This window comes from Erwinia phyllosphaerae, assembly GCF_019132875.1.
Classification (GTDB): Bacteria; Pseudomonadota; Gammaproteobacteria; order Enterobacterales; family Enterobacteriaceae; genus Erwinia; species Erwinia phyllosphaerae.
The window spans coordinates 254077-279091 of record NZ_JAHSPF010000006.1; the positions used below are offsets into that span (position 1 = coordinate 254077).

The window sequence follows — 25015 nt, forward strand, 5'->3', positions numbered from 1 at the left end:
TGGATAAACAGCTTTCAGGATGTGGATGTACAGACTAACGATGGCAAACGCCACAACGCCTGTGCGGCTGCGGCTCTGCGGGCTGTCCGCAGCAAAAAATGCGTGCCGCATTGCAATAATTAGCGCTTAATTCTGAGGCTGCTGCTGATATATTCCCGCCACAATAAGAATCGGCAGAACAAAGCAAAGCATGCCGATATTAAAAACAAGCTTCATATCAACAAGAATATTAATGACCATAAGCGCCTTCTTGCCGATACAGGCGAAGGAGCGCTTTTATCCGACATTAAAAAATTAGCGAAGGCAGGAAAATAATGAGCAGTAATATTTATCTTGGTAATAATACTTTCCTTTCAGAAGAGGAAAATATTTTAATGAATGGCAATGTTACTTTAACAATAAGTGAAAAAGAGAAACGTTTACTGAGCTACTTTATTCGCCATGCTGATGAAGAACTGCCTAAACGAACCATTATTGAGAATATCTGGGAAAATCGCGCGGCAACGGTTGATGATGCCAATCTTACCCAGCTGGTTTATAAAATACGTCGCGACCTAGCCGCAATGAATATGAAAAGCTGCATCAAAACCATCCCTGGTAAAGGCTATGTTTTTCTGACGCCAAAAACCCAAACCGCAGTACCCTTGCAGGTACAGCCGCCAGTTAGCAGGTTAAAGGGACTGGTTTTTCTGGCGCTGGCCGTAACCGCCGTGGTGCTTTTAGCGCTGCTGTTTTCCCTGCTTTATCGCTAACTGATGAAAGGATAAACAGTTTAATTACAACATTAAATAGAGGTTTAATCAGGATAACAACGAGAGCACGGCTTTCTGTTGCCGCAAAAATAAAAAATGCCAGGCAGTTTCCTGACTGGCATTCTTGCTTAAACCTGAATTACATCGCTTTTTTGGTTAACTCGATCACGCGCAGTTTGGCGATCGCTTTAGCCAGTTCAGCCGACGCGGCAGCAAAGTCCACATCGCCATGCGAGCCATTCATATGCTCTTCGGCTTTGCGTTTCGCTTCCATTGCACGGGCCTCATCAAGGTCAGTACCGCGGATCGCCGTATCAGCCAGCACGGTAGCCGCGCCTGGCTGTACTTCCAGCATGCCGCCGGAGAGATAAATATACTCTTCGTCGCCCTGCTCTTTTACGATGCGAACCATACCAGGTTTAATGGCGGTCAGCAGCGGGGCGTGACCAGGATGGATACCCAGCTCGCCTTCGCTACCTGACACCTGAATTCGCTGCACAGTGCCGGAGAACATCTGCTGTTCTGCACTGACCACGTCCAGGTGAAAAGTCATAGCCATAATTAACCTCCCGGGAAACCGTTACAGTTTCTTCGCTTTTTCCACGGCTTCTTCGATGGAACCAACCATGTAGAAAGCCTGCTCTGGCAGATGGTCGAATTCACCGTCCATGATGCCTTTAAAGCCACGGATAGTATCTTTCAGCGACACGTACTTGCCCGGAGAACCGGTGAAGACTTCTGCCACGAAGAACGGCTGAGACAGGAAGCGCTGCATCTTACGAGAGCGAGCAACCACCAGCTTGTCGTCTTCAGACAGCTCGTCCATCCCGAGGATAGCGATGATGTCTTTCAGTTCCTGGTAACGCTGCAGCAGAGACTGCACGCCACGAGCAACGTCGTAGTGTTCCTGACCAACAACCAGCGGATCCAGCTGACGGCTGGTAGAATCCAGTGGATCAACCGCCGGGTAGATACCCAGAGACGCGATCTGACGGCTCAGTACCACGGTTGCGTCTAAGTGAGCAAAGGTGGTGGCTGGAGATGGGTCAGTCAAGTCATCCGCAGGAACGTAAACGGCCTGTACGGAGGTGATAGAACCGGTTTTGGTAGAGGTGATACGTTCCTGCAGAACGCCCATCTCTTCCGCCAGCGTTGGCTGGTAGCCTACCGCGGATGGCATACGACCCAGCAGTGCGGAAACTTCCGTACCGGCCAGGGTGTAACGGTAGATGTTATCGATGAACAGCAGAACGTCACGGCCTTCATCACGGAATTTTTCCGCCATGGTCAGGCCGGTCAGCGCAACGCGCAGACGGTTTCCTGGTGGCTCGTTCATCTGGCCGTAGACCAGAGATACTTTATCGATAACGTTTGAATCGGTCATCTCGTGGTAGAAGTCGTTACCTTCACGGGTACGCTCGCCCACACCGGCAAATACGGAGAAACCTGAGTGCTCAGCCGCGATGTTACGGATCAGCTCCATCATGTTTACGGTTTTACCTACACCCGCGCCGCCGAACAGACCAACTTTACCGCCCTTCGCGAACGGACACATCAGGTCGATTACCTTGATACCGGTTTCCAGCAGCTCCTGAGAGTTGGACTGGTCTTCGTATGAAGGTGCAGAACGGTGGATCGCCCAACGCTCTTCTTCGCCGATGTCGCCTTTCATGTCGATTGGCTCGCCCAGCACGTTCATGATACGGCCAAGCGTTGCAGTCCCTACTGGCACTTCGATTGGGTGCGCAAGGTCAACGACTTCCAGACCGCGCTTCAGGCCGTCGGAAGAACCCATTGCGATAGCGCGAACCACGCCACCACCCAGCTGCTGCTGTACTTCCAGCACCAGACGAGTATCACCATTTTTAGTCTCAAGCGCGCTGTACACTTGTGGTACTGCGTCCTGAGGAAATTCGACGTCAACAACGGCGCCGATTACCTGGACAATTTTTCCAGTAGCCATCTTGAATCCTCTACCTAATTCATTAAACCTGGTTAAACCGCGGAGGCTCCACCGACAATCTCGGTAAGTTCCTGGGTGATGCTGGCCTGACGAGCTTTGTTGTATACCAACTGCAGCTCTTTGATCAGGTTTCCGCCGTTGTCGGTCGCAGCTTTCATCGCCACCATACGCGCGGCCTGCTCGCTGGCCAGGTTTTCCACAACACCCTGGTAAACCTGAGACTCGACGTAGCGGCGCAGTAACGTGTCCAGCAGCGCTTTCGGATCCGGTTCGTACAGGTAATCCCAGGTGCTTTTCTTCACCACGCCTTCATCTTCCGCGGCTGGCGGTAACGGCAGCAGCTGGTTGATCTGTGGTGACTGGGACATGGTGTTGATAAATTTGTTGCTGACGACAAAAAGCTTGTCGATACGACCTTCGTCGTAAGCCTGCAGCATAACTTTTACCGGGCCGATCAGGTCAGACAGGGAAGGCTTGTCGCCCATACCCGTTACCTGAGCAACCACGTTGCCGCCGACAGCGCCGAAAAATGAGAGACCTTTGGAGCCGATAATCGCCAGATCGCTCTCGACGCCTTTATCTGCCCAGCCTTTCATATCAGCCAGCACTCTTTTGAACAGGTTAATGTTCAAACCACCACAAAGCCCGCGGTCGGTAGACACGACCAGGTAGCCGACGCGCTTAACGTCGCGCTCCGCCAGGTAAGGGTGCTTGTATTCCAGATTACCTAACGCAATGTGACCAATCACTTTGCGCATGGTCTCTGCATAAGGACGGCTGGCCGCCATGCGTTCCTGCGATTTACGCATTTTGGAGGCGGCGACCATTTCCATCGCTTTGGTGATCTTTTGCGTATTTTGAACGCTTCCGATCTTACTACGTATCTCTTTTGCGCCGGCCATAAGCTTCTCCTCAAAGCCTTGCGGCCTGCCCCGAAAGGGACAAGCCGCCAGACATTACCAGGACTGGGTTTTCTTGAACGTTTCGAGCAGGCCTTTCAGCTTCGCTTCGATATCGTTGTTGTAGTTACCAGCCTGGTTGATTTCAGCCATCAGCTCGCTATGGTCGCGATCTGCATAGGCCAGAAGCGCTGCTTCAAAGCTACCGATTTTTTCCAGCTCGACATCGGTCAGGAAGCCGCGCTCGGCCGCAAACAGCACCAGACCCTGCTGCGCTACGGACATTGGCGCATACTGTTTCTGTTTCAGCAGCTCGGTCACTTTCTGACCGTGGCTCAGCTGTTTACGGGTTGCTTCGTCCAGATCGGAAGCGAACTGAGAGAACGCCGCCAGTTCACGATACTGTGCCAGCGCGGTACGGATACCACCGGACAGTTTCTTGATGATCTTGGTCTGAGCAGCACCACCCACACGGGATACGGAGATCCCTGGGTTAACTGCCGGACGAATACCGGAGTTGAACAGGTTGGTTTCCAGGAAGATCTGACCATCGGTAATCGAGATTACGTTGGTCGGAACGAACGCGGAAACGTCGCCAGCCTGAGTTTCAATGATTGGCAGCGCGGTCAGAGAACCGGTTTTACCTTTCACTGCACCGTTGGTGAAACGCTCAACATAGTCGGCGCTCACGCGGGAAGCACGTTCCAGCAGACGGGAGTGGAGATAGAACACGTCACCAGGGAATGCTTCACGACCCGGTGGACGACGCAGCAGCAGAGAAACCTGACGGTAAGCAACGGCCTGTTTAGACAGGTCATCGTATACGATCAGCGCATCTTCACCACGGTCACGGAAGTATTCGCCCATGGCGCAACCTGCATACGGAGCCAGGTACTGCAGTGCAGCAGACTCAGAAGCGGTAGCCACAACCACGATGGTGTTAGCCAGCGCGTTGTGCTCTTCCAGCTTGCGTACCACGTTAGCGATGGTAGAAGCTTTCTGGCCGATAGCGACGTACACGCACTTGATGCCGGAATCGCGCTGGTTGATGATTGCATCGATCGCCATCGCGGTTTTACCGGTCTGACGGTCGCCGATGATCAGCTCACGCTGGCCACGGCCGATTGGAATCATCGCATCGACAGACTTATAACCAGTCTGTACAGGCTGATCAACGGACTGACGGTCGATAACGCCTGGCGCAATCACTTCGATTGGCGAGAAGCCGTCGTTATCAATGGCGCCTTTGCCATCGATTGGTGCACCCAGGGTGTTCACCACACGACCCAGCAGGCCACGGCCTACCGGAACTTCCAGGATACGGCCGGTACACTTAACCTTCATGCCTTCGGCGAGGTCAGCGTATGGGCCCATCACTACGGCACCTACGGAGTCGCGCTCCAGGTTCAGTGCGATAGCGAAACGGTTGCCCGGCAGCGCGATCATCTCACCCTGCATAACATCGGCCAGGCCGTTTACGCGGATGATGCCGTCGCTGACGGAAACGATAGTACCTTCGTTGTGAGCTTCACTCACGACATTGAACTGAGCAATGCGCTGCTTGATCAGTTCGCTGATTTCGGTGGAATTCAGTTGCATATGCTCCAGTCCCCTTAAGACTGCAAGTCGTCCGCAAGGCGTTCAAGACGGCCGCGGACGCTGCCATCAATGACCATATCACCCGCACGGATGATTACGCCTGCCATTACAGACTTATCAATTTTGCAATTCAGCTTAACTTTGCGTGACAGACGTTTTTCCATAGCGGCGCTGATTTTGGTCAGCTGTTCGTCACTCAGTGTAGTGGAAGAGATTACCTCAACGTCCGCGGTCGCATCATGTGCGGCACGTAGCTGGATAAACTGAGCCAGTACATCGGGAAGCGCCGGTAAACGTTTGTTTTCAGCCATAACCTTAATCAGGTTCTGGCCGGCTTCATCCAGTTCTGAGCCGCAGATAGCGATGAACCGTGCAGACAACGCTTCCGGCGCAAGCGCGCCGGAAAGAAGTTCTGCTACCTGTTCATTGCGGGCTACCTCGGTAGCGAACGCCAGCATCTGCTGCCAGCGATCGATACTCTGATGCTCAACAGCAAAGTCAAAAGCTGCTTTGGCGTAGGGGCGAGCTACGGTAGTAAATTCAGACATCAGCCCCTCCCTCCTTACAGTTCAGCGACCAGTTTATCAACGATGTCGCTGTTAGCAGCTTCATCCACGGAACGTTCAATGATTTTCTCGGCACCGGCAACAGCCAGCATCGCGACCTGCTTACGCAACTCTTCACGTGCACGTTTGCTTTCGGCTTCAATTTCAGCCTGTGCCTGAGTGACGATCTTGTTACGTTCCTGCTCGGCTTCGGCTTTCGCTTCGTCCAGAATCTGCGAACGACGTTTGTTAGCCTGTTCGATGATTACCTGAGCTTCTTCTTTCGCTTTTTTCAGCTGGTCGGTCGCGTCAGCCTGTGCAAGATCCAGATCTTTTTTGGCACGTTCGGCAGAAGCAAGGCCATCAGCAACTTCTTTCTGGCGCTTTTCGATAGCAGCCATCAGCGGCGGCCATACGTACTTCATGCAGAACACTACAAACAGGATGAACGCGATGGCCTGGCCGAGGATTGTTGCGTTTAAGTTCACTGCACAATGCCTCTTGTTAAGTTAACTTTTTTCTGCGGTCTGACGACCGGCAGAAGCCGTTCATCGTCGAACAGATGTCCAACGATGAACAATCTGGTTTACGCGACGGCGAACATCACGTACAGGCCCAGACCAACAGCGATCATTGGGATTGCATCCACCAGACCCATTACAACAAAGAACTGCGTACGCAGCAGAGGGATCAGATCCGGTTGACGCGCGGCGCCTTCCAGGAATTTACCTCCGAGGATGCCGATACCGATCGCAGCACCGATTGCCGCTAAGCCCATCATCACAGCGGCAGCCATGTACAGCAGATCCATATTCAGGTTTTCCATGACAGTCTCCAGTTTGTTTCAGTTAAAACGCAGTAGTGTTGATAAAAAAATCAATGTTCTTCAGATGCCATCGACAGATAGACAATCGTCAGTACCATGAAAATGAAAGCCTGCAGCGAAATGATCAGGATGTGGAAAATGGCCCATGGCACACTCAGAACCCACTGTGACCACCACGGCAACAGGCCGGCAATCAGGATAAAAATCAATTCACCCGCATACATGTTGCCGAACAGTCGCAGACCAAGTGAAACCGGTTTGGACAGCAGGCTCACGCCTTCAAGGATCAGGTTGATCGGAATGAAGACAGGGTGATTGAAGGGTTGCAATGTCAGCTCTTTAGTAAAGCCCCCAATGCCTTTCATCTTGATGCTGTAGAACAGAATCAAAATAAATACGCCCAGCGCCATAGACAGCGTGATGTTCACGTCAGCTGAAGGCACAACACGCAACGCTGGCAGCCCCAGATATCGCTCGCCGATAGTCGGCAGCAAATCGATAGGCAGCAGGTCCATAAAGTTCATCAGGAAGACCCAGACGAAAATCGTCAGAGCCAGCGGTGCGATAACTTTGCTTTTACCGTGGTACATGTCGCGGACGTTGTTGTCGACAAAGCCAACAATCAGTTCAATCGCCGCCTGCAGTTTTCCCGGAACGCCGCTGGTGGCTGATTTCGCAACTTTACGAAACAGCACCAGGAATACCAGTCCCAGCACCACAGAGAAAAACATGGAGTCAATATTCAATACCCAGAACGACGGTGCGTCGTGCGGATTCACTAGCTCGAAGGTACGCAGGTCCAGCTGAAGGTTTTTCAGATGGTGGCCTATGTATTCCTGCGGCGTAGAGATTTCTCCTGCAGCCATGATGCCTCTTACCCTTTGTTGTTAATTACAGCCGGTGCGACGATTTGCACAATCAGCACCGATAACCAGGTCAGTCCGAGCGGCGTAAATGCCGCCCCAAACACCGCCAGCGCCACGACAAGCAGAAGAATGGTTGCCAGAACCTTCAGCACTTCACCCAGAGCAAAGCTCCAGGCCACACGTCCTTTAACCGGGTCTCCTGCCTGATGACGCCAGGCAAAAATCATAAACAATACGTTTGGCAGCCAGGCTGCCAGTCCACCCGCAAGCGCGGACAGGCCCCAGGTCAATTCTTTCAGGGCAAACAGCGCGCCGATTATGACAAAAATCACCAGCTGAAGCAGCAGCACGGTTCGGGCAAATTTTACTCTGTAAAGGGACACTGACATGACGCTGAAACTCTCCTGCCCCGTCGGGGATATGTCGCGTGTCGTATAAAACTGCCTTTGCCACTTTGAGTCAAGCAGCAAAAAACGAGCAAATTATACGGTGCGGGCCTGCGATTTCAATCGATAAGTAGCGAAATGGTGAACAATTATTTAAATTTCTTTCGCGAGGCCTGTTTTTCAAAATTACCTGCGTCGGCGAACAGACGGAAAATCCGGCCAGTTCGCACAAAATATTGTGCACAAAGCGTGCAGGAGATCACAATTCAGTAATATATTCTCCGACCGCTGACCGGGATAAATCTTAATAATCGAGATAAAATATGATTAAAATCAAAGCTTTGAAGACAAATGCTCTATTTTAGAGTCGCTGGCCGTAAATCGGCGGATTAAAACAATTAATTGACATTTGTCTTCGCCAATTATCTGCGGTATCTCGTCAGCGCATTGAAATTAACAGGCAAAAATATTTTGTCATGCTGTTCGGAAAAAGGCGCTTAGCCCGACAGTGAAGTAATATCATTGCTAACACATTGTGAAATTATCGTTAAATGTAACCAGGTATTTCCGATAATTTCAGCCCGTCATTTTAACCTTACTGAAACATTAGCGGCCTGAAATTTTTTCTTACCGTCCGCTCGAAAAGCTAAATTTGCGCCGCGTTTTTTGTTCCTTTACCTTAACGCTGCTTATTATCCCCTGCCCTGCTCACCGTCCTGCCCACGCTTTTGCCATAAACTAAGCCAAATAAAGCACTTACTGTCTATGTGCCTACTCAGCTTTTGCGAGACAATCAAGCTAAAAACGCCGATTTTTAGCGCTATTACTGAAGCAAAAACCGGCTAGTTAGCGACGCCGTCCGGGCTTTTCAGCGGCTTAATTATCACCAGATGACGCTCCCCTTCCAGCTCCGGCACAAAGAGTTTTACGGTTTGCTGAAGCGTAAACCCGTCCGGCAGCGAGGCGATTTCGTCCGTTGGCACCACGCCTTTTAGCGCGTAAAAAAGCCCGTTTTCGGCAGGCAAATGGTGACACCAGCTAAGCATATCGTTTAGCGAGGCGAAGGCGCGACTAATAACGCCATCGAAAGGCGGCTCGTTATACTCTTCTACCCTGCTCTGTACCGGCTCGATGTTATCAAGCTTCAGTTCATGCTGTACCTGCTTAAGAAAGCGTACGCGCTTGCCCAGGCTGTCCAGCAGCGTGAAATGCGCATCGGGACGTACGATGGCCAGCGGTACGCCAGGCAAGCCTGGACCGGTGCCCACATCAATAAACCGGTTTCCCTGCAGATGCGGCTCAACCACAATGCTGTCCATGATATGGCGTACCAGCATCTGCTGCGGGTCGCGTACCGAGGTCAGGTTATAGGCCTTGTTCCATTTATGCAGCATTTCTACATAGCCGGTCAGCTGCTGTTTTTGTTGATCGGACAGGGAAATATTGGCGGCTTTAAGCAGCGAAGAGAGTTTATTAATCACGATGACATCCGAATACAGTATGAAAAGGGGCGAAAACTATCGCCCCGCGTAGCGTCAGGCGCTTTTGCGCAGCAGTCCCTGCTTTTTCAGGTAAATCAGCAAAATAGAGATGGCAGCCGGCGTGATCCCCGAAATACGGGAAGCCTGGCCGATCGATCCGGGTTTGTGGTCGTTCAGCTTGGCGATCGCTTCGTTAGAGAGGCCGCTCACCTGACGGTAATCCAGATCGACCGGCAGCAGCGTATTCTCATTGCGCAGCTGGCGATCGATCTCTTCCTGCTGGCGGGCAATATAGCCTTCGTACTTCACCTGAATTTCAACCTGCTCGGCAGCCTGAGCATCGGCCAGCGCTGGCGCAAAGGTGCTCAGCGTCATCAGCTGCTCATAGGTCATCTCCGGACGACGCAGCAGATCTTCACCGTTGGCTTCCTTGGTCAGCGCAGCGCTCAGCACGCCGTTTACTTCTTCGACGGTTTCTGATTTTGGATGAACCCAAATATCGCGTAGACGCTGGCGTTCCTGCTCAATGCTTTCCAGCTTTTCATTGAAGCGTGCCCAGCGTGCATCATCAACCAGGCCGAGTTCGCGGCCAGCAGCAGTCAGACGCAGATCGGCATTGTCTTCACGCAGCATCAGGCGGTATTCCGCTCTTGAAGTAAACATGCGGTACGGCTCTTTGGTGCCCAGCGTGCAAAGGTCGTCGACCAGTACGCCAAGGTAAGCCTGATCGCGGCGCGGTGCCCAGGTTTCTTTGTCGGCAGAAAGACGTCCGGCGTTCAGACCAGCCAGCAGTCCCTGCGCAGCAGCTTCTTCATAACCGGTGGTGCCGTTAATCTGTCCGGCAAAAAACAGACCTTCGATAAATTTGCTTTCCAGCGTTGGCTTCAGATCGCGTGGATCGAAGAAGTCATACTCAATGGCATAGCCGGGACGCACGATCTTCGCGTTTTCCATGCCCTGCATAGAGCGGACAATCTGCATCTGTACGTCAAACGGCAGGCTGGTTGAAATGCCGTTCGGGTAAATTTCGTTGCTGGTCAGTCCTTCCGGCTCCAGGAAGATCTGGTGTGCGTTACGATCGGCAAAGCGCATGACCTTGTCTTCGATCGATGGGCAGTAGCGTGGTCCAACGCCTTCAATCACGCCTGCATACATCGGGCTGCGGTCCAGGTTATTGCGGATCACGTCATGCGTTTTTTCGTTGGTATAGGTGATATAGCAAGGCACCTGCTGAGGATGCTGTGCAACATTACCCATAAACGAGAAGACCGGCAGCGGCGTATCGCCATGCTGGGGAGCCAGCACGCTGAAATCAATCGTTCTGGCATCGATGCGCGGTGGCGTACCTGTTTTCAGGCGGCTAACGCGTAACGGTAACTCACGCAGTCGACGGGCCAGCGGGATCGAAGGCGGATCGCCTGCACGTCCACCGCTGTAGTTGTCGAGGCCGATGTGGATCTTACCGTCCAGGAAAGTGCCTACCGTCAGTACAACCGCTTTGGCGCGGAACTTCAGTCCCATCTGGGTTACTGCACCCACAACGCGATCGTTTTCCACAATCAGATCGTCAACGGCCTGCTGGAAGATCATCAGGTTTGGCTGATTCTCCAGCGCGGTACGAACCGCCTGCCGATAGAGCACGCGATCCGCCTGAGCACGAGTCGCTCGTACCGCCGGGCCTTTGCTTGCGTTTAGTATCCTGAACTGGATACCCGCCTGGTCAATAGCATGCGCCATCAGACCGCCAAGCGCGTCCACTTCTTTAACCAGATGTCCTTTTCCGATGCCACCGATCGCCGGGTTACAGGACATTTGTCCAAGCGTATCAATGTTATGCGTTAAAAGCAGGGTTTGTTGACCCATTCGGGCTGCCGCCATGGCGGCTTCCGTGCCCGCATGACCACCACCGATCACGATGACGTCAAAAGGATCTGGATAAAACATGGTACTGAACCTCGCGGTTGTGCGATTGAATGATTGGGGGATGCCCGGGGCGTGAATTCTACTCAACTTTGCCCGAAGGTGAAAGCGCAGGGCCAGACACGTATTAAAAAGAAGATCTTTTTTATTTAGAGATCTCTTTATTAGATCTTCTATTAGGATCGTCGATCGCTGTGGATAAGCCTTTTTTCTCTACCAGGATCATTGGCTTATTCAGGATCGTTTGCTGTGAAAGATCGGTGATCCTGTCGCGTATAAGCTGGGATCAAAACAGCATGTTATGCACAGGTACCCGCAAGCTGTCAGGTTGTTCTTTGGATAAACACCGGTTATTACCGCTTAATTAGCGTAGTTATCCACAGTTGATCGCTATTTAAATCGCCAGATCCGGGGAAAATTTACAAAACCTGGCCGTTTTTTTATGCGCCGGAAGGTGAAAAGCACGATCCGGACGCACGATCGTTACGCGATCAGCTCTTTCCAGCTCTCAACCCAGATCTCGGCGGGATCTTCCGGAATTTCGTGTTCCATAACGTCAATGTCCAGGCGATCGCCAACGCGTTTTGCGCCTCTTGCCGTTAACAGCTTGTCCATTTTGTCGATAGCCCCGCAAAAAAGATCGTATTCGCGGTTACCAATGCCGACGGCGCCATAGCGAAGCTGGCTCAGATCCGGCTGCTTCTCTTCTATTTCGTCAAACAGCGGTTGCAGGTTGTCCGGCAGGTCGCCCGCGCCGTGAGTCGACGTCACCACCAGCCATAATCCGCTTAAAGGAAGCGCTTCCAGTTCCGGCCCGTGCAGCAGCTCGGTAGAAAAGCCCGCTTCTTCCAGTTTTTCAGCCAGATGTTCAGCTACATACTCTGCGCTGCCTAAGGTGCTGCCGCTGATTAAAGTTACGTCCGCCATGTGGGATCCCTGTCGCTAAAGGCGGGTATTGTACGCTGTGATCAGCATGGGATCTACCTGTGCATAAGTAAGGTTATTAATGTTGAGGTGGCTATCTTACTTACCATTTTCTGCCCGAGCAGTGCTTGCCCTCCTCACATACTAAGGTATGCTGCCGGTGCTGCGCGCTGGTCGGCCAAAAACTGGCTGCGACGATGTACGCCACAGGTATCCTGTGGCGACCGGTCTGGCTGTGACGATCTTGATGTTGGTCGCGGTGATGCGCTTACAGAAGGGATCTTATTTGCCTATCCACAGAAGTGAACTGTGGATAATTTTGTGCACAGATCAGGGCTTGATCGTGCGCATGATCGGGTTTTGCAGGGAAATTAACGTCTCGGTGGACTGGATCTCGTCGATAGTCTGGATCTTGTTGATCAGCACCTGCTGTAGCGCATCAATCGAGCGGCACATTACCTTAATAAAGATGCTGTAGTGGCCGGTGGTGTACCAGGCTTCGACAACTTCATCAAGCGCGTCCAGCTTTGCCAGCGCGGCGGGATAGTCTCTGGCGCTTTTTAAAATAATGCCGATAAAGCAGCAGACGTCATAGCCCAGCTGGCGAGGATCGATCTCTACGCGGGTGCCTTTAATGATACCGGCCTGCTTCATCTTCTCTACACGAACGTGAATGGTGCCGGGACTGACGTTGAACTGCTTGGCCAGCTCGGCATAGGCGGTACGGGCATTGGCCAGCAGCGCGTTAAGAATGCCGCGATCGAGATCGTCAGGTTGCAGATTATCGGCCATAAAGGCTCCTGGATTGAGGATTATTCAGTAGATATCGGGATAATGTGCAGGAAAGAGAGAAAACAGGCAACAAAGTAAGATAAAAGCGAGCGCGAAGCCGCGCCCGCCAGAGATTAACGTTTACGCCAGACCGTCAGCTGTGCAACGGTATGCTGATATTTACGGGCCGTTTCGCGGATCACGAAAGGCACGTCCTGCGGTGCGGCAATTTCTTCAAAATCCTCTGCCAGCAGGCGTTGTAGAGCCTGATACGTCGTTAACGCTTCGCCGTTTTCACGGATACCGCCCAGCCAGTTCTCTTTTGGCGTGTACTCTTCCAGCCAGGTATAAGGCGAAGAGAGCAGCAGCACGCCGCCGGAGTTGATCATTCTGGTGATATCCTGCAAAAAACGTTTCGGCTGACGCAGCCGGTCAATCAGATTAGACGCCAGCACCAGATCGTAACCGTGTTTTTGCGGCTTCAGGTTACAGGCATCCCCCTGCATAAACTGAATACGGCTGGCCTGCTGCTGACCCAGACCGAAATCTTTCAGCCTTATCTGTCGGTATTCGACCAGCTCGCCCTCTTCTTGCGTCACGTAGCGGAAATCTTCACCACGGGTCAGCTGTAACGCCACGTCGATAAAGCGTGCGGAATAGTCCATGCCGACCACTTCATCAAAGTGACGGGCCAGTTCAAAGCTGGCGCGGCCCGTCGCACAGCCGATATCCAGCGCGCGCCCACGCTTATCCGTCATCTGGCAGGCGATATCCACCAGCGCTTTGCCGTAGTTTTCCGTGCCGAAATAGTTGGGGCCATACTGGAAGTCCAGATACTGCGACACCATGCTGTCGGTTTCGTAAGGATTCAGCGTCGCTTTTTCCTGATGTGTGGAAACGACATAGCGGAAACCGGCATGCTGGAAAAAGTGGCGGCGAAAAGCATAGCGGGATGATTTAAGCGTCTCGTTGCCGGTAGAAATCCAGCTGCCGCCTTTAATTAAGGTATGCTTACCGTCAAAAGTTGGCGTTGAGAAGTCATCATAAAGCGGATGCACTTTAAACCCTTCCAGGCCGTTAATCGGCGTGGTGGTCCACTGCCAGACATTGCCAACCAGATCGAAAAACTCGCCCTGCGCAAAACGATCCACCGGGCAGGAAGAAGCCCACCAGGCCAGATTGAAATTGCCCGGCGCCTGCTGCCAGCGGTCGCCCGCCAGCTGTTCGCGCAGCAGCAGCCATTCGGCTTCGCTGGGCAGCTGGACAGACTTCCCGGTTTCGTCCGCTTTCCAGCGGCAAAAGGCCGCCGCTTCCAGCTGGTTAACTTCCACCGGCCAGTCCCACGGCATAGCGACCTCTTCGGTCATCAAACGCAGCCGCAGATTATCGGCATCGTTCAGCGAGCCTGTCCAGAAAGTAGGCATGGTCGCTTGCGTAAAGTTACGCCAGCCCAAACCTTCTTCATCCCACCAGCGGTCGTCCTGATAGCCGCCCGCCGCGACAAATTCAAAAAACTCCGCGTTGCTTGCCAGCATCTGACTGGCTTTAAAGGGTTTAACGTCCGTAGTCAGCGTACCGTATTCGTTATCCCATCCATAGGTATCGTCAGTTTTCCCCTGCGTCACGCGCGCGCCTTCAACGGAGATAAGCTTGTTCTTGGGGACGCTCTGGCGATCGCGGCGTGCATCAGGGCAGGCTGGCCAGTGCGGCTGGGGCTTAACCCACTCAAGCGGTAGCTGGCGGATCAGTACGCTGGAGGTTTCCAGATGAATGCGCTCGTGCTCAATACCCATCAGAATCACCCATGCCGGGCTTTCCCAGTCGACAGGCAGCGTCAGCGGCATCGTTTTGATGAAGTCTTCCACCAGCGAGCGCACTTTGCCGCGGTAGTCACGCATTTCAGCCAGCGTAGGCCATGCATAGTGGGTTACATCCAGATCGTCCCAGCTCATTTCATCCACGCCGATAGCCATCATCGCTTCGATACGATCGTCAACGCGCTGCTCAATCAGCCCAGCCGCCATCAGTTTGTTGATATAGAAGGTGGCGGTATGGCCAAAGTAAAAGATCAGCGGATGGCGTAGAGAGATTGCCTTGTTGTAGTAGGCCTGCTCGCTGGCGAGGCAATCGAACAGGCTTTCATAAAGCGTCCAGGTCTGTTGGAAATAGCTGAGCAGTTCCCGGCGTTTTTCTTCTGCGTCGTTGCCGGTTAATAGTACTGTGCGGGTTGGCGCCGGTAGCGCTGCCGCCGTCTGGTGATGTTGTGCCACGTAAAACTCCTGAGGGAACCGTAGAAAACGTTCATATGACTATAGCAGGAGAGTATTGCCGGATAGTGGCACAGGGAAGATTAGCGCTGCCAGCGCCGCAGCAGACGGCTTTTCAGGCCGGTATCAAAGCGCCAGATATGGTCGAAGATACGCATAATGCCGGGTTTTCCATGATCGGACAGCGCAACAGCATGAAAGCGTTGCTGCTGGAGCAGCTGATGCTTTTTAATATTTTTTACCAGCTCTTCCGGCAGGCGCTGCGCGATAAAATCGGAAATAATCACCGCGTCGGCATCGTTCCACTGCGGCATCGCCAGCTTAATCAGTACGGCTTGCAGGCAGGCGGCCAGATCGGTGCCGCCGCGAAAGCGCTGGCTTAAAAAGCGGACGGCTTGCGCAATACCGTCTTCCGCAGTCAGCTCATAACCTATTACTTCGTGAGCGAATAACATAATGTAGCAGCGGCGATTATCCGCCAGCGCAATTTTCAGCAGCGCCAGGCAAAAGGCTTTGGCGCAGCGTTCGTTAAAACCGCCCATAGAGCCGGACGTATCGACGCAAACCACAAAGGGACCGCGCGGCTGTTCGTCATGGTGCTGGTGGGATACCGGGCGCAGCGAGACCTTGTCATGCCAGGCTTCGCCCTGTAGCCGATAGGTCAGCAACCGCTTCTCCACCAGCCTGCGGTAAAACTCCAGCTCCAGTTCGCTGATGCCCAGCGCGGCCAGTTCTGGCGGCAGCAGGCGCAGGATATCGTCACTCTGATGCAGTCCGCTCACCTCTTCCGGCACGGATTCGGGCTCTCTGACCAGCTGGTGGAAGGTTTCCAGCGGCGCATCCTCGCTCAGCACGGCTTTGGCTTCGCGGCTGCGTCCCAGCTGTTCTGCCAGCTTTTGCAGCATCGGCTGCTGCCCCAGAAAATCGCCGTAGTCAACGAGCAGCTGATAATCGCCGCGCTGGAGCGGACATTTGCTTAAATCCCACAGCCTGCCTGCTGCGGCTTCGCTGTTGTCCGACAAGACGGGGGCCAGCTGGCCGCTCATGGCCAGCCGCTGCTGTAATTCTGCCAGCAGCTTGTCGCGTTCCTCATCGAGCAGCTGGTGGTTTAGCGACAGGGTTTGTAACGTCAGGCTCAGCCGCCAGCGCTGTAGAAAAAGCGTTTGCTGCGGCGCGCTCATACTGTGCCCTTCGCCGATATGGGCTACCAGCTCGCGGGCTTTTTCCAGAAATGGCGACTGGTGATTTGCCAGATAAAGCATGATTTCCGGCAGCTTCTGGCAAAATGCTTTGTTACCGAGCGCCTGGCACTGCCGAAAAAGTTCGAATTCGTCGGCCAGATCGACGGGAACTTCCGTCTGCTTCAGCTGCGCCAGCATCTCCGTTTTCCAGCGCGGCAGATCGGCCAGCAGCGCTTTTTTCAGGCCGGGAAATTTTTCGAGGAAAACGGCCAGCTGGGGGCTGGCGAGCAGCGCCAGAAACAGTTCTTCGATCAGATCGCCTTCGCTGACCGCCAGAAACGCGCTGAGCGTATCCAGCGAAATCAACGGCGTGCCTGTTTCAGCTGGTCTGCAACCTGTTGCAGACTCTCTTCAATCTTCGCCAGCCAGTCATCGCTGATAAATAAACAGCGGTGATGCTGACTGAACAGCGTGCGCTGCGCGTGAAGCTGCTCTTCTACTTCGTCTAACGCCGTAACAATTTCTTCCGGCAGTCCGCCAGCCTGCTGCACGCCAGGCAGCATCAACCGCGAAGGTTGCAGGCTGACATCACGTAAAGTCAGGCAGTCGTTCCCGTCCACGTGTAAATCCAGCGTCTGGGCAAAACCAATGCCGTTAAGCTTGCCGCGCACATCGCCGCCTTTCAGCAGCCAGTGATGCAGCGGCTCGCGGCCAATAACGATATGGTTAACCTGCATATCGTGCAGCATCAGCGGCTTTTGCAGCAGCAGGGTCAGCGTTTCTTCCGCCAGGCTGGACGGCAGTTCGTAATGGGGTTTACGGCTGAACATTCCGCCGTGTTTTTCCAGCTTTATCGCCTGCTCGACGCTTTTTTGCTGCTGCAGGCTGAGGCGGCGTGAAGCGATCTGCTGTAATTTGATCAGCATGGGCTGCTGCTGCCACGCCTGCTGGGTGATCAGATTCTCCAGTTCGCGATCCAACAGCTTCATTGAGGCGACGTCGTGCCACAGGCAGTCTTTCAGCAATATCAGGTCAACCGGGGCGATAGCTTTGCGGCCGCTGTAAAAGGCGCTGGCCTGTAATAAATGAATCGCTTTTTTCCAGCGCCTGTCGGAAATATAAGGCGCTTCCGGCTGGCTTTCTAACTGCTGGCGCAGCAGGAAAATCAGCTCAAAGACGTCGTCCGGTAGCGCGACCTGGGTAATCCCTTTCTGCCATTCGCTATACTCTTCATCAGTAATACAGAGCGAGGCCGTGACGGGATTGCTGTTTTCATCCTGCTGGTGGGTCAGCATGCTTTTGAAATTCTGTTTTTCGTGCACATTGTCCAGCCACAGGCGGATCAGCATGCGGTCATAGAGCGCTTCCAGCCCGCTGTCGGCTTCAGGCAGTTCGTTTGACGCGGTAACCAGCAGACGCATCGGGATCTGCTCTTCGCAATCGCCGTTGCGAAAGCGGCGCTCGTTAATGGCGGTCAGCAGGGTATTCAGAATGGCCGGGCCGGCTTTCCAGATTTCATCCAGAAACACAATTTCGGCATCGGGCAGATAGCCTTTCGTCAGCCGCTGGTAGCGCCCTTCATCTTTCAGCGCCTGGATAGAGAGCGGACCAAAAACTTCTTCCGGCGTGGAGAAACGGGTCATCAGATATTCGAAAGCGCGGGCGTGCTGAAAAGCAAACTTCAGGCGGCGGGCAATCAGGCTTTTGGCGATGCCCGGTGGTCCAAGCAGAAAAACGCTTTCACCACTCAGCGCCGCCAGCAGGCAAAGGCGGATAGCATGGTGTCTTTCGTAAAGTCCCTTTTCTAAAGCGTTACTAAGGCGTGCAATTCTTTCCGCCAGGAGGTGGGGCTGGGACATCATCAAACATTTATCCTTTTCTACGTTCAGGCCAGGGGAACTGGCGAGCGCAAACACTACTGGCTATGATGCTTGAAAGAGTTGATACGAGTCAGCTTTTTTCTTGTCAAAGGGTGACACAGACCATTGAAGTTGCTTTTCACATTTCAATTAAGGATAGGCATTCATAATGATTCGTGCATACTGTGCGTTTTTTGATGGCTTGATGAGCCTGGCGTCTGTCGATCGTCAGCTCCAACGAAAGATTCTTCTATGAGTTCTGATAAAAAGCAGTCCCTTGGCGCAGTTACCCTGGCGGCAATAGGCGTCGTTTATGGCGATATTGGCACCAGCCCTCTCTATACTTTGAGGGAATGTCTGTCCGGTCCGCTCAGCTTCGGCGTTAAGCATGATGCCGTTTTTGGCTTCCTTTCTCTGATTTTCTGGCTGCTGGTGCTGGTTGTTTCGTTAAAATATATCAGCTACGTGATGCGCGCCGATAACGCAGGAGAAGGCGGCATATTAACGCTGATGTCGCTTGCCGGTCGCAATACGGGGGCCACCGCTACCGCCATTCTGGTGATAATGGGGCTAATAGGCGGCAGCTTTTTCTATGGCGAGGTGGTGATAACGCCCGCCGTTTCGGTTCTGTCGGCTATCGAAGGTCTGGAAATTGCGGCGCCAACGCTCGACTCTTACATCGTGCCGCTGGCGATAGCCGTATTGACGCTGCTGTTTGTGATTCAGAAACACGGAACAGGAATTGTTGGCAAACTCTTTGCCCCGGTGATGCTGCTGTGGTTTCTCGTGCTGGCCGTTCTGGGCGTACGCGGGATTATGCTTAATCCGGACGTGCTGCACGCGCTGAATCCTTACTGGGCAATACATTTCTTTGTTGAATACAAAACCCTTTCTTTCTTTGCGTTAGGTTCTGTCGTACTGGCTATTACCGGCGTAGAGGCGCTTTATGCGGATATGGGACACTTTGGCAAGCTGCCTATCCGTCTTGCCTGGTTCCTGGCGGTGCTGCCATCGCTGGTGCTGAACTATTTTGGCCAGGGCGCGCTGATCCTCAAACATCCGGAAACCATCAAGAACCCGTTTTTCCTGCTGGCTCCCGACTGGGCGCTTATCCCGATGCTGATTCTGGCAACGTTTGCCACGGTGATCGCTTCGCAGGCGGTAATTTCCGGCGTCTTCTCGCTGACTCGTCAGGCTGTGCGCCTGGGCTATCTGCCACCGATGCGCATCGTGCACACCTCGGAGGAAGAGTCCGGGCAAATCTATATTCCGACTATTAACTGGATCCTGTTCTTCTCCGTGGTGATAGTGATTGTTGGCTTTAAGCATTCCAGCAACCTGGCGGCCGCCTACGGTATAGCCGTGACCGGGACTATGGTGCTGACGGCGATCCTGTGCAGCACGGTGGCGATAAAAAACTGGCACTGGAATCGTTATATGGTGCTGTTTATCCTGCTGTGTATGCTGTGCATCGACGTGTCGCTGTTCTCGGCCAACCTGGTAAAACTTTTCTCCGGCGGCTGGTTGCCGTTAAGCCTGGCGCTGGTGATGTTTGTCATTATGACTACCTGGAAAAGCGAGCGTTTCCGCCTGCTGCGCCGCATGCACGAGCACGGCAACTCGCTGGAAGCTCTGATCGCTTCTCTGGAGAAATCGCCGCCGGTACGCGTACCGGGCACTGCGGTTTATATGTCGCGCGCGCTCAACGTTATTCCGTTCGCAATGCTGCATAACCTGAAACACAATAAAGTGTTACATGAAAGGGTAGTGTTGCTGACGTTGCGTACGGAAGATGCGCCTTACGTCCATAACGTGCGCCGCGTTTCTATAGAGCAACTCTCACCAACGTTCTGGCGCGTGGTGGCCAGCTATGGCTGGCGCGAAACGCCAAATATGGAAGAGATTTTCCATCGCTGCGGTCTGGAAGGATTGAGCTGCCGAATGATGGAAACCTCGTTCTTTATGTCGCACGAGTCGCTGATTATTGGCAAACGCCCGTGGTATTTAAGGCTGCGCGGCAAGCTGTTTATGGCGCTCCAGCGCAACGCCCTGCGCGCGCCTGACCAGTTTGAAATCCCGCCAAACCGGGTTATCGAGCTGGGAACCCAGGTCGAAATTTAAAATGAAAAGCCGCACACCGTGCGGCTTTTTTTACGCCTGCTGCCAAAAATATCAGCTTACATTCTCACCGCTTTTCCCTTGCGTAAGAGACGGCTTCCTGTGCTACAGCTTAAAAGCCATACACATTTTGCAGCCTTTGGCTGCCTGGAACCGGATAAAAGGGAAATGTTATGAGGTTAAAACATGCAAAAGAAGTAAGCGCGCCACGCAAAATGGTTTATCGGGCGTTGACGGATATTCAGCAGGTTGAAAGCAAGGAGGCGGCAAGATGAAAAAAAACCATCCTCACTATAAGGTCGTTGAGCCGGGCGAGCCGCACCCGCTGGGCTGGAACGTACCGCCCGTGGACGATTTGCGCTCGGCTATTGAGCTGCTGAAAAAACATCCCGAACACTATCTTGAAACCGATCGCGAAGTGAACCCCATTGCCGAACTGGCTGGCGTTTACCGTTACGTCGGCGCTGGCGGCACGGTAATGAGGCCGACCCGCGCTGGCCCGGCCATGATGTTTAACAACATCAAGGGATTTCCTGATTCACGCGTGCTGGTTGGGCTGCTGGCAAGCCGCACTCGCGTTAGCCAGCTGTTGGGTGCCCCTGAACGTGAACTGAGCATGCAGATGGGACAGGCCCGCATGGCCGTCATTCCGCCGGTGGATATTGGCGATAAGCCTGCGCCCTGCCAGGAAGTGGTTTATCGCGCGGAGGATGAAGGCTTCGACTTACGCAAGCTTCTGCCCGCGCCAACCAATACGCCAGAGGATGCCGGTCCTTATTTCTGTATGGGGCTGGCGCTGGGTAGCGATCCGGATGACCGGGAGAACGTAGACGTCACCATTCATCGTTTGTGTGTACAAAGTAAGGATGAGCTGTCTATCTTTTTTGCGCCCGGACGGCATATTGACGCCTTTCGCCGTAAGGCTGAAGAGCGAGGCGAGCCGCTGGCCATCTCCATCAATATGGGGCTGGATCCGGCTATTTACATTGGTGCCGAGTTTGAGGCCCCGACCACGCCCTTCGGTTTTAATGAGCTTTGCGTAGCGGGTGGTTTGCGCAACAAACCGGTAGAGCTGGTAGAGTGTCTGACCGTACCGCAGAAAGCTATCGCCAGAGCCGAAATTGTTATTGAAGGCGTTATTCTGCCAGACGTGCGCGTAGCGGAAGATCAAAACAGCGGCACGGGCAAAGCGATGCCGGAATTTCCAGGCTACACCGGGGAAGCCAATCCTTCTTTACCGGTGATTAAAGTGAAAGCGATTACCACGCGCAAAAATCCCATTCTGCAAACGCTGGTCGGGCCGGGCGAAGAGCACGTTAGCCTGGCGGGCATTCCTACCGAAGCCAGTATTTACAACGCGATGGAAAATGCGCTGCCGGGTTTACTGAAAAACGTTTACGCGCACAGCGCTGGCGGCGGTAAATTTCTGGCGATATTGCAGTTAGCCAAACGCAGCGCCGCCGATGATGGCAATGCCCGGCAGGCCGCGCTGATTGCCCTTGCCGTCTATCGCGAACTCAAGAACGTGATTCTGGTGGACGAAGACGTCGATCTGTTCGACAGCGACGATGTGCTGTGGGCAATGCAGACCCGTTTTCAGGGTGATTTGGACACGCTGTTTGTGCCTGGCGTAACGGGCCACGTGCTGGATCCTTCGCAAACGCCGCAGTACAACCCAAAACTGTCGGCTAAAGGCACAACCTGTAAAACTATTTTCGACTGCACGGTGCCTTATCATTTGAAAGAGCACTTTGTTCGCGCGCAGTTTAAGGAAGTTGACCCCAGCCTGTGGGCGCCTTCGCTTTTTCCCCAGGCTGAAAAATAAAATGTCTGCCCGTTTTCCTTTTTAAGCCCGCCGCTGGCTGTCCGGGACATCGGGCGCAATGACTGTTAACAGGAGCAAAGCCTGGCTATCTCCGCCGGGCTTGTTTATCTGTCAGCCTGGTAGCGAGCAATAAAGCTGGCTATTACTGCGTGATGCAGGCTTAGAGCAGCCGTTCGGGCTTATCACCACGTCAGCGTTACCGCAAATCCCCCTTCGCTTCGGTTCGCAAAATTTATCTGCATGCCGTGTAGCCGTGCTATGCGACTGACAATGGAAAGCCCTAGCCCGCTACCCGACATCTGCTGGCCTGGCGGACGATAAAACCGCTGGCCCAGACGCTGTAAATCGTCTTCGTTGACGCCCGGCCCGTTGTCGATGACCGCTATGCTATGCCAGTCGATCTTCAGCCATATGCCGCTGCCTGGCTGACCGTAGCGAAGCGCGTTCTCCAGCAAATTACGGATCATTAGCGACAGCAGTAATGCGTTTCCCGTGCGGTTAACGGCACTATCTGGCGCTTCCAGCGCGATCTCCATGCCCGCTGCCTGCGCCTGATAGTAATGATCCGCGACTGCCTGCTGTACTATCTGGCACAGATCCAGCGATTCGGTCGCCAGATCTTCCGCGCTATCCAGCCTTGAAAGCGTTAGCAATTGATCCACCAGGCGAGATGCGCGATCGATGCCTACGTCCAGGTTTTGTAGCGCGTGATGCCGCAGCTGGCTGTCATCATGGGCAAGCTGGGCGACTTCGGCCTGCACTTTTAACGCCGCCAGCGGGCTTCTTAGTTCATGGGCGGCATCTGAGGTAAAACGTCGCTCCCGCAGCAGCATTTCGCTGACCCGGAAAAACAGCGCGTTCAGCTCTGCCAGCAGCGGCTTGACCTCCTGCGGCACGTTGTTTTCCACCAGCGGCGTGCCGTCATCGGGCGAACGATAGTGAAGCTGGCGAGTAATTCTTTTTAACGGCGCCAGCTCGTGCGTGACCAGCCACAGCAGCAGTATCAGCATGACCGGCAGGGCAATCAGCCAGGGCAGCAGGTTGGCAGAGACAATATCCTGAGTCATCTCATCGCGGTATTCCCATTCCTGACCCACCACGACCAGGTATTTTTTATCCGGCGTCGGTAGCCAGACCATACGCCACAGATCGTCATCGCCTTTTAGCTTACCGTCGATAAAGCCGTTGCGCTTCCAGGTGAAGATAAAGTCTTTGCCATTGTCGCCATCGTTCATCACCATGCGGCCATCGACGGTGAAAACGGCGAAAGCCAGCGCGTCATCTTCCTGTTCGCCACGGTGGGACTTCAGCACCTTTTTCGTTTGCGGTAGCTTCAGCAGCTGGTGGTTTAGCTGCTCCGGATTCATGGCTGCCAGGCGCTTGGCAAACAGCATCTGCTGAGTATCAAAAAGCTTGTTAATGTTGTGGCGTGTTTGCCACCAGGCGCCCACGCTGGCGGCTCCCCAGCAGATCGACGTCAGCAGGATGAAGCCCATCATCAGGCGCAGGCGCAGACTCAGGCGCTGCATCAGCTATCGCCCAGCGTATAACCGACACCGTGGACGGTGCGGATAAACTGGCTACCCAGTTTTTTACGCAAATGATGAATGTGCACTTCTACCGCATTGCTGGATACGTCGTGGTCCCAGCTATAGAGTTTTTCTTCCAGCTGCGCACGGGTCAGAACACGGCCTGCATTCAGTAAAAACAGTTGTAGCAGCGCCAGTTCGCGCGATTTCAACGCCAGCGGCTCGCCATTTAGCGTCGCCGTATGCGAGCCGGGATCCAGGGTTACCGCACCGTGGCTTAAGGTGGGTTGAAGCTGGCCGTGACGGCGGCGGATCAGGGCCTGGAGCCTGGCCGCCACTTCACTCAGGGCAAAAGGCTTGCAGAGATAGTCATCAGCGCCCTGCTGGAGGCCAGTAACCCGCTGTTCCAGCGCGTCTCTTGCCGTTAATATCAGGACGGGTTCGTCATGGCCCTGTTGCCGCCAGCCGCGTAAAATATCCAGCCCGTCCATGGCCGGCAGGCTCAGGTCCAGAATAACCGCATCGTAGGAAGCCGCCGCCAGGGCAGCCTGGCCCGTTTTGCCGTCGGTAAACCAGTCAATGCTAAAACCCATCTTGCCCAGCCCCGCTTTTATGCCGTCACCAATCAGGCGATCGTCTTCAATGACTAAAATTTTCATGGCAGTGTCCCTCTGTGGTTAATGGCTTTATACGGAAAGTTAGCTGACGTTGTACAGGCAAAAAAGGAAGAACGTCTGCGATTTACGGCAAGTCTCGCAAATCCAGAAACCTGTCTGTTTGTTTTAAGATCCTGTTAAGAATTGTTTGTTTTAATCCATAGCGAACAGCAAAACATGCAGTGAACGCTGCGCAATTTTATGGAATAAAGGTGACTACGATGAAAAAAACGACCGCACTGTTAACCCTCGCCGTTCTGTTTTCCGGTTCCGTCTTCGCTGCCCAGACGGGGGGATTCAGCGATCCGAAAGCGCCAACGATTAGCGCACCTCAAGGCGGCTTTAGCGCGGAAGAAACGGTCGTTAAGGTAAAGCAGGCGCAGGAGATGAAGGATGACTCATGGATAACACTGCGTGGGAGCATCGAAAAGCGTATCAGTGAAGATGACTACATTTTCCGTGATGATACCGGCACAATAAAGGTAGATATTGACCACAAGCGCTGGGAAGGCCAGACCATTACGCCAAAAGATAAGGTCGAGATCCAGGGGGAGCTGGATAAGGATTTCAACTCGGTTGAGCTGGATGTGAAAAAAATCCGCAAGCTGAACTAACCGTTGGACGCTGGCTGGCCCGGTATGGCGGGTA

General features: G+C 53.5%; 22 protein-coding genes. 4 read left to right on the forward strand and 18 right to left on the reverse strand.

Going from position 1 to position 25015, the window contains the following annotated elements; translation table 11 throughout:
- Positions 1-314: 314 nt before the first annotated feature.
- Complete coding sequence (locus KUE00_RS13050) at positions 315-752, forward strand: winged helix-turn-helix domain-containing protein (RefSeq protein ID WP_246760326.1); 438 nt, start codon at positions 315-317, stop codon at positions 750-752.
- A gap of 139 nt (positions 753-891) precedes the next feature.
- Here the strand turns inward: KUE00_RS13050 and KUE00_RS13055 are convergent, their stop codons facing one another.
- The 16 genes from KUE00_RS13055 to ravA form a co-directional block, all read right to left on the reverse strand.
- Positions 892-1311, reverse strand: a complete 420-nt coding sequence (locus tag KUE00_RS13055) for a F0F1 ATP synthase subunit epsilon (RefSeq protein ID WP_246760327.1) — start codon at positions 1309-1311, stop codon at positions 892-894.
- Positions 1312-1332: 21 nt separating this feature from the next.
- Positions 1333-2715, reverse strand: coding sequence for a F0F1 ATP synthase subunit beta (atpD, locus tag KUE00_RS13060; protein WP_246760328.1), 1383 nt, complete (start codon positions 2713-2715; stop codon positions 1333-1335).
- 32 nt (positions 2716-2747) lie between these two features.
- Positions 2748-3617, reverse strand: a complete 870-nt coding sequence (atpG, locus tag KUE00_RS13065) for a F0F1 ATP synthase subunit gamma (RefSeq protein WP_246760329.1) — start codon at positions 3615-3617, stop codon at positions 2748-2750.
- A 54-nt stretch (positions 3618-3671) separates the two neighbouring features.
- Positions 3672-5213, reverse strand: a complete 1542-nt coding sequence (atpA, locus tag KUE00_RS13070) for a F0F1 ATP synthase subunit alpha (RefSeq protein ID WP_246760330.1) — start codon at positions 5211-5213, stop codon at positions 3672-3674.
- 14 nt (positions 5214-5227) lie between these two features.
- Positions 5228-5761: a F0F1 ATP synthase subunit delta gene (gene atpH, locus KUE00_RS13075; protein ID WP_246760331.1), complete on the reverse strand. Its 534-nt coding sequence runs from the start codon at positions 5759-5761 to the stop codon at positions 5228-5230.
- Between the two features lie 14 nt (positions 5762-5775).
- Positions 5776-6246, reverse strand: coding sequence for a F0F1 ATP synthase subunit B (gene atpF, locus KUE00_RS13080; RefSeq protein ID WP_246760332.1), 471 nt, complete (start codon positions 6244-6246; stop codon positions 5776-5778).
- Between the two features lie 98 nt (positions 6247-6344).
- Positions 6345-6584, reverse strand: a complete 240-nt coding sequence (gene atpE / locus KUE00_RS13085; protein WP_003849523.1) for a F0F1 ATP synthase subunit C — start codon at positions 6582-6584, stop codon at positions 6345-6347.
- A 50-nt stretch (positions 6585-6634) separates the two neighbouring features.
- Positions 6635-7450 carry a F0F1 ATP synthase subunit A gene (gene atpB / locus KUE00_RS13090; RefSeq protein WP_246760333.1) on the reverse strand — a complete coding sequence of 272 codons (816 nt, stop codon included), beginning with the start codon at positions 7448-7450 and terminating at the stop codon, positions 6635-6637.
- A gap of 8 nt (positions 7451-7458) precedes the next feature.
- On the reverse strand, positions 7459-7839 hold the full coding sequence (atpI, locus tag KUE00_RS13095) for a F0F1 ATP synthase subunit I (protein ID WP_125289170.1): 381 nt from the start codon (positions 7837-7839) through the stop codon (positions 7459-7461).
- A gap of 839 nt (positions 7840-8678) precedes the next feature.
- Complete coding sequence (gene rsmG / locus KUE00_RS13100) at positions 8679-9317, reverse strand: 16S rRNA (guanine(527)-N(7))-methyltransferase RsmG (RefSeq protein ID WP_246760334.1); 639 nt, start codon at positions 9315-9317, stop codon at positions 8679-8681.
- 54 nt (positions 9318-9371) lie between these two features.
- A complete protein-coding gene (mnmG, locus tag KUE00_RS13105; protein WP_246760335.1) occupies positions 9372-11261 on the reverse strand; it encodes a tRNA uridine-5-carboxymethylaminomethyl(34) synthesis enzyme MnmG in 1890 nt (629 codons plus the stop codon).
- Positions 11262-11720: 459 nt separating this feature from the next.
- Entirely contained in the window at positions 11721-12164 is a 444-nt protein-coding gene (mioC, locus tag KUE00_RS13110; RefSeq protein WP_246760336.1) for an FMN-binding protein MioC, read from the reverse strand.
- Between the two features lie 327 nt (positions 12165-12491).
- The gene (gene asnC / locus KUE00_RS13115) at positions 12492-12953 is read right to left on the reverse strand and encodes a transcriptional regulator AsnC (protein WP_246760337.1); all 462 of its coding nucleotides are present in this window, start codon (positions 12951-12953) and stop codon (positions 12492-12494) included.
- A 113-nt stretch (positions 12954-13066) separates the two neighbouring features.
- Positions 13067-15202, reverse strand: coding sequence for a 5-histidylcysteine sulfoxide synthase (gene ovoA / locus KUE00_RS13120; protein ID WP_246760338.1), 2136 nt, complete (start codon positions 15200-15202; stop codon positions 13067-13069).
- An 80-nt stretch (positions 15203-15282) separates the two neighbouring features.
- Complete coding sequence (gene viaA, locus KUE00_RS13125) at positions 15283-16746, reverse strand: ATPase RavA stimulator ViaA (RefSeq protein ID WP_246760339.1); 1464 nt, start codon at positions 16744-16746, stop codon at positions 15283-15285.
- Positions 16743-18239 carry an ATPase RavA gene (ravA, locus tag KUE00_RS13130; RefSeq protein ID WP_246760363.1) on the reverse strand — a complete coding sequence of 499 codons (1497 nt, stop codon included), beginning with the start codon at positions 18237-18239 and terminating at the stop codon, positions 16743-16745. The genes viaA and ravA overlap by 4 nt, the downstream gene beginning before the upstream one ends.
- Before the next feature lie 252 nt (positions 18240-18491).
- On the opposite strand from ravA, the gene kup reads away from it, so the two are divergent.
- Both kup and KUE00_RS13140 read left to right on the forward strand, forming a co-directional pair.
- Positions 18492-20360, forward strand: a complete 1869-nt coding sequence (gene kup, locus KUE00_RS13135) for a low affinity potassium transporter Kup (protein WP_246760340.1) — start codon at positions 18492-18494, stop codon at positions 20358-20360.
- Between the two features lie 322 nt (positions 20361-20682).
- Complete coding sequence (locus KUE00_RS13140) at positions 20683-22182, forward strand: UbiD family decarboxylase (RefSeq protein ID WP_425523584.1); 1500 nt, start codon at positions 20683-20685, stop codon at positions 22180-22182.
- Between the two features lie 182 nt (positions 22183-22364).
- Here the strand turns inward: KUE00_RS13140 and qseC are convergent, their stop codons facing one another.
- Both qseC and qseB read right to left on the reverse strand, forming a co-directional pair.
- Positions 22365-23711 (reverse strand): quorum sensing histidine kinase QseC, encoded by a 1347-nt coding sequence (qseC, locus tag KUE00_RS13145; RefSeq protein ID WP_246760342.1) that lies wholly within the window; start codon positions 23709-23711, stop codon positions 22365-22367.
- Positions 23711-24370 carry a quorum sensing response regulator transcription factor QseB gene (gene qseB, locus KUE00_RS13150; RefSeq protein ID WP_246760343.1) on the reverse strand — a complete coding sequence of 220 codons (660 nt, stop codon included), beginning with the start codon at positions 24368-24370 and terminating at the stop codon, positions 23711-23713. Before qseB ends, qseC begins: the two co-directional genes overlap by 1 nt.
- A 218-nt stretch (positions 24371-24588) precedes the next feature.
- Here qseB and KUE00_RS13155 point away from each other — a divergent pair, with 218 nt between their 5' ends.
- On the forward strand, positions 24589-24981 hold the full coding sequence (locus tag KUE00_RS13155) for a YgiW/YdeI family stress tolerance OB fold protein (RefSeq protein ID WP_246760344.1): 393 nt from the start codon (positions 24589-24591) through the stop codon (positions 24979-24981).
- Positions 24982-25015 lie beyond the last annotated feature (34 nt).